We start from the raw sequence: 13,654 nt of genomic DNA on the forward strand, positions 1-13,654 counted from the left end.
GAGATGATCAAGGCCCAAGCCCGGTTCGACCGGGACTTTATCATTGGTGACACCGACAACCGCCTGTTCGGCGCGTTTGTCGAACATCTTGGCCGCTGCGTCTATGGCGGCATTTTCGAACCCGGCCATCCGACGGCCGACGAAAAGGGGTTCAGGCGGGATGTCCTGGAGCTCGTGCGCGAGCTCAATCCCACCATCATGCGTTACCCCGGCGGCAACTTCGTTTCCGGTTATAATTGGGAGGATGGAGTGGGGCCGGTGGAGCAGCGCCCGCGCCGCCTCGACCTGGCATGGAAATCCGTCGACACCAATCATTTCGGAACCAACGAATTCATGGACTGGTGCCGGGTGGCCGGTATCGAACCGATGTTGGCCGTCAACCTCGGCACGCGCGGGCCAGACGAAGCCCGCCATCTGCTCGAATACTGCAACCATCCTTCCGGCACCCATCTTTCTGAGCTTCGGAAACAGCACGGCTGGGAAAAACCGCACGACATCAAATTCTGGTGCCTGGGCAACGAAATGGACGGCGGTTGGCAGATGGGGGCGAAAACGGCCGACGAATACGGCCGCATCGCGGTGGAAACCGCAAAGATGATGCGGATGACCGATCCGACGATCGAACTGGCGGCCTGCGGATCTTCCGGACGAAAAATGGCGACCTATGGCGAATGGGAGAGGATCGTCCTCGAACACACGTTCGACCACGTCGAGTTCATATCGCTGCACACCTATCTCAACAACTATGCCGACGACACGCCGTCGTTCCTGGCAAGTCCCGACCTGATGGACAGCTTTATCGAGGAGGTGGTTTCGATCGCCGATGCCGTCGCGGCGCGACGTCGCTCCCACAAGCGCATCATGCTGAGCTTCGATGAATGGAACGTCTGGTATCGCACTCGGCGCGGCGAACATAACCGCGTGAAGGAAGGCTGGCCCGTCGCCCCACCCATCCTGGAGGAGGAATACGACATGCAGGATGCGCTTGCCTTCGGCGGCGCATGCATCTCACTCCTCAATCACGCCGATCGCGTCAAGGCCGGATGCCTCGCCCAGCTTGTAAACGCCATCGCCCCCATCATGACGGAAACCGGTGGACCGGCCTGGCGGCAAACGATCTTTTGGCCCTTCTCGGACTTCAGCAATCTCGGCAGGGGCAGCGTCCTCAGAACCCGCGTCGATACGCCGACCTATGCCACCCGCTACTACGACCCCACTCACACGGAAGACCTGTACGACAAGATCGACTCGGTTCCGTACCTCAAGTTCTCGGCGGTGCATTCGGAAGAGAACAAGACAGTCACCCTCTTCATCCTGAACCGGCACCTTTCCGACGATATGCAGGTTGATATCGCGGCAACCGGCTTCGGCGGGCTCAAGCTGCAGCGAGCACATTCGCTGCATCACCATGATCTCAAGGCGAGTAACACCAAAAATGCGCCGAACACCGTGGCGCCTCGCGATCTGAAGGACATAGAGGTGACGAGTGACAGTGTCACGATCACCGTCCCTCCGGCGTCATGGAGCGTCGTTCGGTTCAGCGCTTCCCTGTGAAACCGAAGTCGAAGACGGCCCGTACAGGCCCCATCCGCCGTCAGGCAAGATAGAGCCGCATGATGATGTCCTGGTCGTAGTTGCCGAAGCCGCGACCGAATATGTTGATGCCCCCCGGATGGGGGGCATTCTCTTCTATGCCGATTTTCATCCTGATCGAATGATGCTCGGCCAAACCGATGTCGCCGACAGTGACATTGGAGATCGATACGCCGTCGATAAATGATCCCTGCTTGGTGACGCGCCAAGTCTTCAGCTTGCCGTATTGAGAACCTTCAAGCTTCCACCACTGTGGCGTATAGACCCCGCGCTTGTCGCCATAGTCGCCGGGTGACGTCCAGGTCCCGATGCGATGCTCGTTGATCCACAGCGTTATGTCGGAAGGCCAGTTGACGTTCGTGCCGGGCACTTCCGATGAAAGTTCCATCGAAAATTCGATGGCCTCGACCGCCGAGTTAACAAGCTTGGCATTGTTCGGAAATTTGTATTCGACATTGCCGCGGCCGAACCAGATCAATGCCGCTTGCACCCGCCCGGGGTCGAGGAAGAAATCCGGAACATCCAGCAGCCCGATGACGCCGTCTGGCGAGCAAAGTCCGCAGGGTGCGGAGACTTCGCAGCTCGTGTAGAGGCCCAGAGGCATCGCAACTTCGATCTGGTTGTTTCTCGTTGCTTTCTCGGCGGTATCGAAACGAACGATGATTTCGTCGTATTTGGCGCTGCAGACCTTCTGATTGCCCTTGGTCGCCTTGACAGAATAGGTCTCGATGAGACCCGCCTCTTCAAGGGTCAGAATGTTCACGGCAACCGTCGACTGCGGCAGCGACAAGGCCGCGCTGATTTCATTGACGTTGAGCTTGCCGCGATCATGGAGAAGCTGAAGAATGTTGACCCGAATAGGTGAAGCCAGGCCCTTGAGAACCAAGCTGCCGGTATTGGCCGAGACGGTGAGAAAATTGGGCTTCATGCTTCATGATCATGCAGTTGCCCTCCCTTTGTATCAGAGATTTTGATTTACTAAGAGCAAATTTTTCGAAGACCGGGCGATACTCTTGGTCAGCGGATGATCTGGGCGTTTTACAGACGCCAGCCCGAGTAGCTTCACAGAACCACTGTTCCCGATCGCGCGAAAGTAGCCGATCCTTCCGCAATTCTGCAAAATACGTCTTTCGGAGGATGGACAGGCTGGCTTCCGCAGAACGTCGGCAGGATCGTCTGCCATTTGCCCAACAAACCCATGGAAAGCCGCTCAAGGCTTAAACCTTTTGATCCTGTTGCCAGGACGGCTCAACGCGATACCATCCACCGGCGATACGGAGATAACCTAGGGCTCGGCTCGGAAAACGACCGACCTTGGGTTTTGCCGTAACTTACGAAGCATGGCGAAGGCTCGAGCCTTGGGGCGGATAGGGCACGAGCCTTGGAACGGATCGTCCGGCAGTTCGTCGCTGCGTTGCATGCCTTGCCACCCATAGCGACCATACACAGTCCCCCAATGCGTCCTGACGTGAAGCACGTTCGGCTCCACGCAACGAGTGAAAGGGATCACGATGGAAAATCTACAGGCATATTTTCTGAATTTTCCGCAGTTCGCCGTCACGTGGGGGATTTTCTTCGGGGCGGGCTTGCTGAGCTTCTTCTTCCTGCTGTGGAGAGACCACTCGGACTTTTCATTCAGGGAAATGTTCGAGCACTGCGTGCCTTTCAATGTGCTCACATCGAAGAGTTTCCACATGGATGTCATCATCTATGTCTGGAGAAAGTTGACGGATCTCGTTTTCGTCGCCCCAGGGCTCGCGGTCACGGCTCTGGTATCCAGCGCGACGGATTTTGGTCTGCGATCCGTCTTTGCCGATTTTTCACCGCTGGGTATCAATTACGTCGTGACGTTCTCGTGCACGATCGTGATGCTGATTGCCGCCGAGTTCGCCGATTACCTGGTGCATTACCTCGAACACAAGGTGCCCGCCCTGTGGGAGCTGCATAAAGTCCATCACTCGGCCGACTTCCTCAACCCCCTGACATCCAAGCGCGGCCACTCGTTCCCGCTGGTCTATGGTGGGATCGCCGCTGGTGTGATCACCGGCACATTTGCCGGGCTGTTCATGTTCCTGTTCGGCATCAGCCTCGTCGAAGCCGTCGCCCTGCGGGCCGTGGCGAGCAAGATATTCACCATCTGGACGCTCGATCCCCTCAAGCACTCGCATATTCCGGTCAGTCTGGGTTGGTTCGACCGGTTCCTGATCAGCCCCCACATGCACCAGATCCACCACAGCAAGGTCGAGCGCCATTGGGACAAAAATTTCGGAACCAACCTTTCGATCTTCGACTGGATGTTTGGAACCGGCTACCGGCCTGAAAGAGGAGAGAAGGCGGTGTTCGGCATCTCCGGCTACAGCGACGCCTCATTGCAGAAATTCAATACGTTCAGGGGCGCCTATTTCGATCCGGTCCTGAGGAGCTGGAAGGCGATTGTCGCGCAGGTGCGCCCCGACGCCCGTGCCAAGCCTGGCGCCAAAAGGGACCCGCCGACTTTCATCATCGAGACGCAGAAGAGGACGGAGCAAGGCGCCGATACGGCCGGTTCGGCTCCGGCCGCCATCGGCCCACGATCTCCTTCGCCGGCATCAAATAGCGGAACGATCGGCTGATGGGCGCTGGCAACGACAGGTATCGCGCATGAGTTTGGAGCCCATCGGAATATTCACGCTCGTTCTGGGGCTCTATTGCCTGTTTGCAGGATACCATACGAGCATCGTCGTGTTCATCGGCCTTTCCGTTTTCGGTGCTGCAGCCGCGATCCTGATCGGATCCGCAAACATCCAGCCGGCGCACCTTTTTCTCGCATTCCTTGCCCTCAGCGTCCTGACCTATCGAGACAAGTTCAACATCGCGCTCAAGGCACTGTCCTTCCCCAAGCCCGGGTTCTGGCTGGCGTGTCTGCTGATCTACGGAACAGCGTTGGGTTTTTTCGCGCCGCGCCTGTTTGCCCGCATGACGGACATCATCCCGCTCGGCGTTTCCGAATATCCATCCACCGGCCGCACTGTGCCTTTGGGGCCGGTCTCCAGCAATTTCACCCAGGCGGTCTACGTTTCCGCAGATCTTCTTGCCTATGTCCTGATCCTGGCAATCGGATCCACCATGGCCGGCTTCAGGGCGATTACCGTCGGGGTTCTGGTATTCGCCGGCGCGAATGCCTTCTTTGCTCTGCTCGACATCGCGACCTATGGCACTGGGGCTCAGGACGTCTTTCTCTACATCCGCAACGCGCAATACACATTTCACGATGATGACGTCGTCGCCGGTGTCAAGCGTATCGTCGGCTCATGGCCGGAGGCGTCGGCATTTGCCGGCATCAGCCTCGCCTCAGTCGGGTTTACCGGCACGCTGTGGCTCTGCGGGCGCGACCTGAGATGGAGCGGCGCACTTTTCCTTGTCACGACCCTGCTGGTGATACGGTCCACGTCGTCGGCGGGCCTGTTGGCTTTGCCGCTATGTTTCGTGATCCTGTATATCACCGCCTTCTTCCGTTCCGGCGGGCAGTCCGGAACCCGGAACAGTTCGGCGGTCGTGTTGTTTGCACTGCCGCTGATTTGTCTCGTCGCATTGGTGATTGCCCTCAACGATGCGCTTTTCCGACAGCTCTACGACTATTTTGACCTGCTCATCTTCAGCAAGTCCACCTCGTCTTCCGCGGTCGAACGCGGTTCCTGGAACACCTATGGATACCAGAATTTTCTCGATTCCTACGGTCTCGGGGTTGGCCTCGGTACCTCCCGCACGTCGAGCTTCCTGTTCGCTCTGCTCTCCAATGTGGGAATACCCGGAACGATCATGTTTTCGCTCTTTGCGATTTCGGCATTCTCGAAACGGCGCGGGACGCCGCGCACCTTCACCTCGGATATCCGGCTTGCCGCGCGCAACGGCTGCGCCTGCCTGATGATCGGGGCCATGGTTGCGGGACCGACCGTCGATCTCGGCCTTGTGTTCTTCATCCTGGCCGGCCTTTCGAGCGCCGAGCCGGATGGCGAAACGCTGACCGCTCCGGCGGCCCGCTACATGACGGCAAAGGTGAGTTGATTGCGCACCGAAAGCTTGTCCGTCAGGCATAGACCCGGAAATAATCGACCCGCATGCGGGTGAGCGTGTCCGCGGGCAAGAGCGGCTGCGGATAAGGGACATCGGAACGCAAGGCAAGCGTGAGGACCGGCCAGAACACGTCCTGATCGGCGTCGAGTTGCGCGGAGCGGTTGATCGTCCAGACCGCCGGCATTCCGGTCTTGGTATCAACGATGGGCTGCCGCTCGAAATAGATGGTGCATTCGGTGTCGGTGACCAGCACCCCGTATCGGCAATAACCGGCGGTCATGTCGATTGGAGTGGGCACGCCGGTTCCTTCATTATGCTCGCCGGGTTGCCCCCATTCGTGCAGATAGGCCCCGTAGAGCGTCGGCTCCCAGCCCTTGTGCTCGACGACGTCGATTTCGATGCTCGTCTGAGGACGAAGGATGCTGCGTCCGTTCATCATCCAGAAAGCCGGCCAGCTCAGCGGGTGTCTCGGAAACAGCATCCGCGCCTCGAAATAGCCGCGCCGCCAGCCTTTGAGGACCGTGCCGTCGCGCTTGGCCGTCTGAATATTGCCCGATATCCACTGAAATTCGGCGAGGTCGTTGCCGTAATAATTGGGGACCTTCATCGGCTGTCCGATGTGTTTTGCGGCCACTTCCAACGCCTTGCCATCGCTCGCGTTCGGGTCGTCGACGATCGCATAGGGGTTGAAGCCCTCTTCGCCGCGATCTCTCGCGAAAGCCGAACGGCCGTAAAAGCCCGGATCGGAGGTCGTCGGCTTCGGACCGGCGCTCCAGGTCGACCAATCGAGCCTGGTGAAATTGTCCTCGAATATCAGGGCTCGCCCGCTGGTGGGGTCTTCCAGGCGCGCAGATGCCGCCGACCGCCAAACGAGACCGCCGGCGAGGCCCGCCGAGGCCAGGGCGCCGACGGCGAATGAGCGGCGGGACAATAACGTCGTCATGATCCACCTCACGTCGTTTCATTCAGGCTGGCCCGCAAAGACCTATGCCGCTGCCGCGTTCCGCAACGCGTTGGCATGCACCTCAAGCACCCGCTCCGGGCTGTAGCAGTCAATGAACTCCTGCCGAAAGCCGGCGTGGGCCTGCTCGGCACGCAGATTGTCGCAATAATAGATCATCGCGTTCACGAGCTCCTCGAGACGATCCACCGGCACGAGCAGGCCAAGCCTGCTGTCGACGAGGATGTCGCTCGGGCCGAATTCGCAATCCGTCGCGATGACCGGCAGGCCGAACCGCAAGGCTTCACAGATTGCCAGCGACCATCCCTCCCATCGGGACGTGGAGACATAGACGTCACTTGCCGCCAGCGCGGGCTGGGGATTTTCGGGATGATGCTCCAGGCTTACCACGTCCGCGAGGCCGCGACGGTCGATCTCGGCGCGCAGGGCCGCCTCCCCGTCTCCATAACCGACGATTTTCAGCAGGACATTGCTGCGTTTTTTCCTCAGCTCGGAAAACGCGGCCAAAAGAATGTCCTGGCCTTTCTGAAAGGAGAAGCGACCGATATTGATGAACGTGACGTTATCGTCGACGCGTGCTTGGCCGGCATCGGAAAGGTCAAACTTTCGCACCGGGTTCGGCACCCAATAATGCGGCCGCTTGCTCTTGAACATCGCATTGAATGAGGTGAGCTGCCGCGGCGAGGTTCCGAAAACCGAGGCGATCTTCGGCAGGAAAAGTGTCTTCATCAAGAGGAAGAGTATCTTGGCTTTGATATGGCTGCGCTCCAGCTTCGGATTGCCGTGAAGATGGACGGCAAACCGGCGCCGGATGCCGATGCAGGAGGCCATGCAGATCACCGTCGGCTCGATCTGCGGCACGACGATAAGGTCATAATCCTTGCTCGCAATGACCTTCCGGAAGTTGCGCATCAGCTCGATCCGGCTCGAAGCCACGCGGTCGATAATCGTGTAGTTCCTGCCCTCCGGGCGATTTTTGTGAACCGACGTGTAGAGGACGTCCACTTCGAAGTCGCTCCCGTACTGATCCGTCAGGCCGGAGCAGATCGTATCCACGACCCTTTCGATACCGGCGAAAGCGCTCGTACCCGGTTGGACGTAGAGGATCTTCAAAGGTGTATGGGCACTAAGTCTTTCGGAGTAGGGCATGGTTGCTATTTGCATATACCTAACCTCTTTGAATTTTCCGAAGACCATGTATAGTAAGGAAAATCCCCTACAAAAAACGTCGGAAACATCCCTGCTGAAACATTAAGTTAAAACTGGCGGAATACAAAGAAATTCTTCACCGCCTAGCGCAATAACATTGATACAATGTCGATGAGATTGCAACAGCAAAGGTTTTCTGGATGTCCGTCATCGAATTAAACGGGATTTCGGGGAAAACTGTACTTCCGCTACCAGCCTGCAACATCTGCATTGTCGGGTCAGGACCTGCCGGCACGACGCTTGCGCAGGAATTGTCGAATACGAACCTGCGCGTCACTCTTCTGGAGAGCGGCGGCATGGCCCGTGATCCCCTGATGGATGCGCTTGACGAGATCGACAATGTCGGTCGTCCGCGGGCGGGTGACCAGTGGTCCGTTCGCAATCGTATCGTTGGCGGAAGCTCCCACACCTGGGGTGGACGTTGCGGCCCCTTCGACGCCATCGATTATCAAGAGCGTCCTTGGGTTCCGTATTCCGGCTGGCCGATCGATGGCGCCGATCTCGAACCCTATCTGGCGCGCACTGCCTCCCATCTCGGCCTGGCTCTCGGCAATGGCTACAATGATGAACGGTTCTGGGTGATTGCCAACCGCCAGCGGCCGGCACCGGACCTCGATCCGGCAATCCTGATCCCTTTCTTCTGGCAGTTCAGCCGGGACACGGAAGAAGCTTACCCTTATGAATATATGCGCTTCGGTCGTCATGTGGCCAAACGGATCGGCCCCAATGTCACACTCGTTACCGGGGCGACCGTGCAGAGCGTCCAGGTATCGGCGTCGGGGGATGCCGTGCGCGGCGTGCGATTTGCGGCGGCCGATGGCCGCCAGCAGGTATTGACCGCATCCATCGTGATCCTGTGCTGCGGAGGCATAGAAAACGCCCGCATACTGATGAACTCCGACGAGACGAAACCTCATGGAGTGGGAAACGACCATGACCAGGTGGGACGCTATCTCATGGACCATCTCAGGGGTTCGGTGGCGACCTTTTCGCTGCCGGGTTCCGATGCTCTTCAAAAACGCTTTGGCCGATACAATGTCAGTCGCCATTTCTTTCGCGCCGGATTTCGGCTGAGTCCCGATATCCAACGGCGCGAACAGCTGCTCAACTGCGCCGGCTGGCTCGGCGAGGTGTTGGCAAAGGATGATCCCTGGGATGCCTTGCGACGCGTTGCGGGGCGCACTCCGAGACTGCCGCAGGACCTGTTCCATATCATCGCGAACAGCAATTTGATCGTCAGGGGGGTGAAGGACTTTCTGGGGGCGAAGAATGGGGTCCCGCGCAAGCTGACCGAACTCGACCTGCAATGCATGTGCGAGCAGGTGCCCAACCCCGATAGCCGCGTGACCTTGTCGGAACGACGCGATCGGCTGGGCATGCGCTTGCCGCGGGTGGACTGGCGCAGCCACAGCGACGAGTCCCGCACGATGCGCAGAATGGCGGAACTGGCTGTCCAGGAATTGCCAAAAGCCGGCCTGCCGGCGCCGAAGCTGGAGGAATGGGTCAAGGACGGCGCTGAAATTCCCTCGACATTCGTCGATGTCGCTCATCCGACCGGAACAACGCGCATGTCCATAGAGCCCAGGCATGGCGTCGTCGATGCCAACTGCGAAGTGCATGGCGTCAGTGGTCTCTTCGTGCAGGGCAGTTCTGTCTTCCCAACGGCCGGGCACTGCAATCCCACGCAGATGATCGTCGCACTGGCTGTTCGCCTCGCCGACCACATCAAGATGAAGCACACATATCGAGAACCAGTTCCGGTGGCGGCCGATGCCAGATCTGCTTAAGGCAAAGCCAGTTCTGGTGACCGGCGCGACGGGCAGGATCGGCAGGATCGTCGTCGCGGATCTGATCGAACGCGGTTATGCCGTACGTGCTACCACATCGAAGCCATTGGCGGCGGATAGGGACGAGGTTGACGATCTCCTGGAGTGGCGGCGATTCGACTTCATGACGGATGATAATTGGGACGGGCTCGTCAAAGGCTGCTGCGCGGTTCTGCACCTTGCGGCCGAGCTCGGCAAAATGGAGCGTATGCAACGGGTCAATGTGGACGCCACCCGGCAACTTGCGCAAGCCTGCGAGCGTCAGGGTATCGCCGCCTTCTGTTATGTCAGCACCGTTTCGGTTTACGGGAGTGGACGAAAGCGCCAGATTGAGGAGGCCTCGCCGGTATTGACCGCTGATCGGGATATCCCCTCGCAATACTGGGCTCTCGATTATGTTCGAATGTATGGGCGGACCAAACTGGCAGGCGAGCTTGCATTGCGCGCCGTTGCAAGACAGACCCGCTTTACGATCGTGCGGCCTGCGGTGGTCGTCGACATCAACCAGATCATCGGCATCCGTGACTGGAACCCGATCAAGCGACTGCTCGGCGCCCACCGCCATGCGCATCACATCTATGTTCGCGACGTCTCCGATGCGATGATCTGGCTTATCGTGCGTAGCCTGGCGGGACACGGCCAGCCGGGGCAGGTCGAGGTCTATAACCTCGCAGAGGACGACTGCCCCGACCCACGGCATATCGATTTCATGCGAAAGGCTTTCGCCGTCAGCCATGACCGACGCTACAGGAGCGTGCCGATACCGGCAGTCGCTGACTGGCTTCACGATTTCCTGAGATTTAGAACCCTGCCTTTGAGAAACCCTCTGTGGCGAATGCGCTTTTCCAACCAGCGCCTGAAGGAGGCTGGCTATCGCTTTCGTTACGGCATGGCAGATGCCCAACGGCTTGCGCTTTGCGCCCTCGAAAAGGGCGTCGAAAATAGAGAAGCCGGATGACGAAGCGCCGCGTGACTGCACTCACATGCCCGGTCTTGAGCTTCTCATTCTCCGGAGTATTTCGAATTCACGCCCAACGAGGATTGCTCTCGCTCGTTTACACGCCTGCGGACATAGAGAAGATAGAAGATTCCATTCATGGCGACACAACCCGCCTCAAGCGCCACTGCCACCAGGAACGCCCAGGTCAACGCATCGGATATCGAATAATCGAGAACAATTGCGGTTGTCGCCAAAACGATGACGACTGCCAGAACGACAAGCGTGAAGATCAAAATTGGCAATCGGGCTGCGCAAAGCAAGCCGATGATGAATGCAATGACCAAGACCCAAGTCATCAGCGTCCTTTGACCAGTTTCGTCTCCGGTATTTGAGAATTTTATTCTAACATGTGCTGAATGTCCCTAGCAAGCGGGAATCGACTAGCTTCCAGCTTCGAGCCGGATGGAGATTTTGTGCTCTGGGCTTTGCCTGCGGTTTAGAAATTCTTCGGCCGACTATCTCTCACTCGTCTTTCCACTCGCAGAACGTCGCCCGGCGACACGTCGTCGTTGTCACTGACGACCAGAGTCTGCATCGCTCCATTGATTGTTCGATTGACCTTGATGACAAACGCTGGCTCGCCGTCGGCTTCCAGCGCGGCAAGGGCGGCGGGAGCGCGCAACTCGATGTTCGCCAGAAGCGCACGCGCCGTTTTCGCCTTTTCGGAGTTGGCCGCCAATCGATCGCGCAGATCCACGGCCTCGGTGAGCGCGTCACCTCTGTATTTCTGGCGAAAATCGCCCATTTCCTGATCGAGCTTGGCGATATCCTGCTGCGTCTTGAGAATTGCAAGCGAGACATCCAGGCTGCGGCTTTCGAGATCCGCGACGCTTTGGTTTGCGCCAAGCTGCCGAGACGATACCGTCAAACCCTGGGACACCATCTTGTTGATGGCATTCAGATCCTTTGCCGCCATTTCGGTCTGCCTGGCGAGCGAGCTTTCCTTGAGCCGCAGAGTTTCGAGCTGGTTCGTGGCCAGAATCTTGGCCTGGCCAAGCCTGTCGAGCTCCGTGTTCATCAGATGCTGCCGGGTCTCGAACAATGCCTGCTCATCCTGCATCACGCGCGCCAGCGCCGGTCGGGAGGCTTGCGACGTCAGATCCTGCGGGAACGAGACCGTGGTCGCGCCGGCCAGAAGCGCCTCGACACGCGCTTGACGCGCCAGAAGGCCATAATGTTCGAATTCCAGTTGGCCGAGGTCTCCGTGACTGACCAGCGCATCGCGCTGAAGAGCGAGCATTTCAGGATCTCCCTGCCCAAGCCCGCCAGCCATGCTGATTGCCTGGATCACCGTCAGGCCGGGGACGTAGCCGTATTTCCCCGGCTTGGACACCAGGCCGGTGACGAAGAATGGCCGATAGACCGAGACCTCCACGGAAGCATTGGGCCGCTTCTGCAAGCCGACCTGTTTCTGAAGCTGTTCCCCGATCAGGCCTGATACGTCATCCAGCGTCTTGCCGGCGACCTGAACGGTGCCGATGATCGGAAGCGATAACGTGCCTGCAGCGGAAACGGCGAATTCGCCGGTCAACGGCACCCATTCGAACGCCACTCCGGCATTCGGCCGCCATTCGAAAACCCGAATTTTAAGAACGTCCTGGGGGCCGAGCGTGTAGTCGGCCGCACCTGCCGGAATGCCCGGAAAAAAAACCGCAAACCAGGCCATCAGCACCAGGAGAAGCTTGGCCAGGTAACAGAGCCGGGAGGTTGGTGCGGCCGATGCACTGACATCCGTCGCAAACGGGCACTGCAAGAAACTCAGTTGCTGCATCCGGTCACTCCTGTTTCTCCAGTTGGCTTACGCTATTCGCACGTCATCCCAGATCGGCCCCTGCCCGGTGAGATGATTGGCGTAGGACCTGAATTTGTCGATGAAAACCGACGTCCTGAAATCCTGCGCCCGCGCCACGGCATCGGCGGGATTGAGATCCATTTTATCGAGACGTTCCACGGCATCGATGACGGCCTCGACCGACTGGATGGGGAAAAATACACCGGTCTTGCCGGCGACGACGGTTTCTGTCGCTCCGCCCCGTCCATAAGCGATGACAGGGCGACCGCTTGCCATCGCTTCAACAGGCACGATGCCGAAATCTTCCTCGCCCGGAAATACCAGTGCCCTGCAGCGTGCGTAGTGGTGCTGAAGGACATCGAATGGCTGGGCACCCATGATCGTCACGGTCGGCCCGGCGATCTTGCGCAGGCGAGCCAGCATTTCGCCGCCGCCGATGACCACCAGCTTCGCCTTCATCTGGTTGAACGCTTCCACGGCAAGATCCGGGCGTTTGTAACTCACCAGTTCCCCGGCCATCAGATAATAATCCTCGAGGTCGCAGGTGGCGACCGGTCGAAAAGCCTGGGTATCGACGGGCGGATGGATGATCTGCGCATCCCTGCGGTAGTAGCTCTTCACCCGCTGCGCCACCGTCGTGGAATTGGCGATGAATTCATCGACACGGCTGGCCGCCGCGACATCCCAGGTCCGCAAATAATGAGCCAGCGGCGGCATCATCATCCGCGTCAACCTGCCGGAGGTTTCATAGTACTTATTGTACATGTTCCAAATGTATCGCATCGGAGAATGACAGTAACAAATATGGATAGCCGGCGAGGTAGGTATTACTCCTTTTGAGGGTCCCGACTCGCTACTAATGACGAGGTCATACCCGCTGAGGTCCAGCTGCTCCAATGCCATGGGCATCAGCGGCAGATATTTTTTGTACATCCGCTTCGCGTAGGGCAGGGAATCGATGAAGGTCGTCTGGATGCGATGCTTCCGGATTTCTGCTGAAATTACAGCAGGATCATACACATGGGTGTAGATATCGGCGCCCGGATAAATCCGGCAGAGCGCCTCCAGGACCTTTTCACCGCCCCGCATTCCGACCAACCAGTAATGGATGATTGCCACCCGCATGAAGTCTCCCCAATGACCGAGCAATAGGCCAAGTTCTTTAGCCATTGCAGCAATTTGGCTCACGCTCTAGATCGAAAGAAGTAAATATAATTATC

11 protein-coding genes are annotated in these 13,654 nt (G+C 58.4%); 5 read left to right on the top strand and 6 right to left on the bottom strand.

Annotation, left to right across the window (positions count from 1 at the left end):
- Positions 1-6: 6 nt before the first annotated feature.
- Complete coding sequence (gene arfA, locus AC1DLT_RS02495; protein ID WP_405029304.1) at positions 7-1,554, top strand: arabinosylfuranosidase ArfA; 1,548 nt, start codon at positions 7-9, stop codon at positions 1,552-1,554.
- A gap of 40 nt (positions 1,555-1,594) precedes the next feature.
- On the opposite strand, the gene AC1DLT_RS02500 is transcribed toward arfA, so the two are convergent.
- On the bottom strand, positions 1,595-2,521 hold the full coding sequence (locus AC1DLT_RS02500) for an ArsR/SmtB family transcription factor (protein ID WP_477485774.1): 927 nt from the start codon (positions 2,519-2,521) through the stop codon (positions 1,595-1,597).
- A gap of 766 nt (positions 2,522-3,287) precedes the next feature.
- On the opposite strand from AC1DLT_RS02500, the gene AC1DLT_RS02505 reads away from it, so the two are divergent.
- Entirely contained in the window at positions 3,288-4,205 is a 918-nt protein-coding gene (locus AC1DLT_RS02505) for a sterol desaturase family protein (RefSeq protein ID WP_247032677.1), read from the top strand.
- A 28-nt stretch (positions 4,206-4,233) separates the two neighbouring features.
- Complete coding sequence (locus AC1DLT_RS02510) at positions 4,234-5,637, top strand: hypothetical protein (protein ID WP_477485775.1); 1,404 nt, start codon at positions 4,234-4,236, stop codon at positions 5,635-5,637.
- Between the two features lie 22 nt (positions 5,638-5,659).
- Here AC1DLT_RS02510 and AC1DLT_RS02515 read toward each other — a convergent pair whose 3' ends face one another.
- Together AC1DLT_RS02515 and AC1DLT_RS02520 are read right to left on the bottom strand one after the other, a co-directional pair.
- Positions 5,660-6,589: a glycoside hydrolase family 16 protein gene (locus tag AC1DLT_RS02515; RefSeq protein ID WP_040125433.1), complete on the bottom strand. Its 930-nt coding sequence runs from the start codon at positions 6,587-6,589 to the stop codon at positions 5,660-5,662.
- Between the two features lie 42 nt (positions 6,590-6,631).
- Entirely contained in the window at positions 6,632-7,771 is a 1,140-nt protein-coding gene (locus AC1DLT_RS02520; RefSeq protein ID WP_247032687.1) for a glycosyltransferase, read from the bottom strand.
- A 185-nt stretch (positions 7,772-7,956) separates the two neighbouring features.
- On the opposite strand from AC1DLT_RS02520, the gene AC1DLT_RS02525 reads away from it, so the two are divergent.
- Together AC1DLT_RS02525 and AC1DLT_RS02530 are read left to right on the top strand one after the other, a co-directional pair.
- Positions 7,957-9,603, top strand: coding sequence for a GMC oxidoreductase (locus AC1DLT_RS02525; protein WP_477485776.1), 1,647 nt, complete (start codon positions 7,957-7,959; stop codon positions 9,601-9,603).
- Positions 9,587-10,600, top strand: a complete 1,014-nt coding sequence (locus AC1DLT_RS02530; protein WP_477485777.1) for an NAD-dependent epimerase/dehydratase family protein — start codon at positions 9,587-9,589, stop codon at positions 10,598-10,600. The genes AC1DLT_RS02525 and AC1DLT_RS02530 overlap by 17 nt, the downstream gene beginning before the upstream one ends.
- Before the next feature lie 44 nt (positions 10,601-10,644).
- On the opposite strand, the gene AC1DLT_RS02535 is transcribed toward AC1DLT_RS02530, so the two are convergent.
- The 3 genes from AC1DLT_RS02535 to AC1DLT_RS02545 all read right to left on the bottom strand — a co-directional run bounded on the left by AC1DLT_RS02535 (position 10,645) and on the right by AC1DLT_RS02545 (position 13,559).
- Entirely contained in the window at positions 10,645-10,938 is a 294-nt protein-coding gene (locus AC1DLT_RS02535; protein ID WP_046607754.1) for a hypothetical protein, read from the bottom strand.
- 140 nt (positions 10,939-11,078) lie between these two features.
- Positions 11,079-12,413, bottom strand: a complete 1,335-nt coding sequence (locus tag AC1DLT_RS02540) for a polysaccharide biosynthesis/export family protein (protein WP_309500813.1) — start codon at positions 12,411-12,413, stop codon at positions 11,079-11,081.
- 27 nt (positions 12,414-12,440) lie between these two features.
- Positions 12,441-13,559: a glycosyltransferase gene (locus tag AC1DLT_RS02545; RefSeq protein WP_247032701.1), complete on the bottom strand. Its 1,119-nt coding sequence runs from the start codon at positions 13,557-13,559 to the stop codon at positions 12,441-12,443.
- Positions 13,560-13,654: the final 95 nt, after the last annotated feature.

Source organism: Neorhizobium sp. 05N33 (genome assembly GCF_056397445.1).

Coding starts and splice junctions, on each gene's coding strand:
- AC1DLT_RS02505 (WP_247032677.1), top strand. CDS start 3,288: ATGGATGTCATCATCTATGTCTGGAGAAAGTTGACGGATCTCGTTTTC.
- AC1DLT_RS02530 (WP_477485777.1), top strand. CDS start 9,587: ATGCCAGATCTGCTTAAGGCAAAGCCAGTTCTGGTGACCGGCGCGACG.
- AC1DLT_RS02515 (WP_040125433.1), bottom strand. CDS start 6,589: ATGACGACGTTATTGTCCCGCCGCTCATTCGCCGTCGGCGCCCTGGCC.
- AC1DLT_RS02510 (WP_477485775.1), top strand. CDS start 4,234: ATGAGTTTGGAGCCCATCGGAATATTCACGCTCGTTCTGGGGCTCTAT.
- AC1DLT_RS02500 (WP_477485774.1), bottom strand. CDS start 2,521: ATGAAGCCCAATTTTCTCACCGTCTCGGCCAATACCGGCAGCTTGGTT.
- AC1DLT_RS02540 (WP_309500813.1), bottom strand. CDS start 12,413: ATGCAGCAACTGAGTTTCTTGCAGTGCCCGTTTGCGACGGATGTCAGT.
- AC1DLT_RS02545 (WP_247032701.1), bottom strand. CDS start 13,559: ATGCGGGTGGCAATCATCCATTACTGGTTGGTCGGAATGCGGGGCGGT.
- AC1DLT_RS02525 (WP_477485776.1), top strand. CDS start 7,957: ATGTCCGTCATCGAATTAAACGGGATTTCGGGGAAAACTGTACTTCCG.
- AC1DLT_RS02520 (WP_247032687.1), bottom strand. CDS start 7,771: ATGCAAATAGCAACCATGCCCTACTCCGAAAGACTTAGTGCCCATACA.
- AC1DLT_RS02535 (WP_046607754.1), bottom strand. CDS start 10,938: ATGACTTGGGTCTTGGTCATTGCATTCATCATCGGCTTGCTTTGCGCA.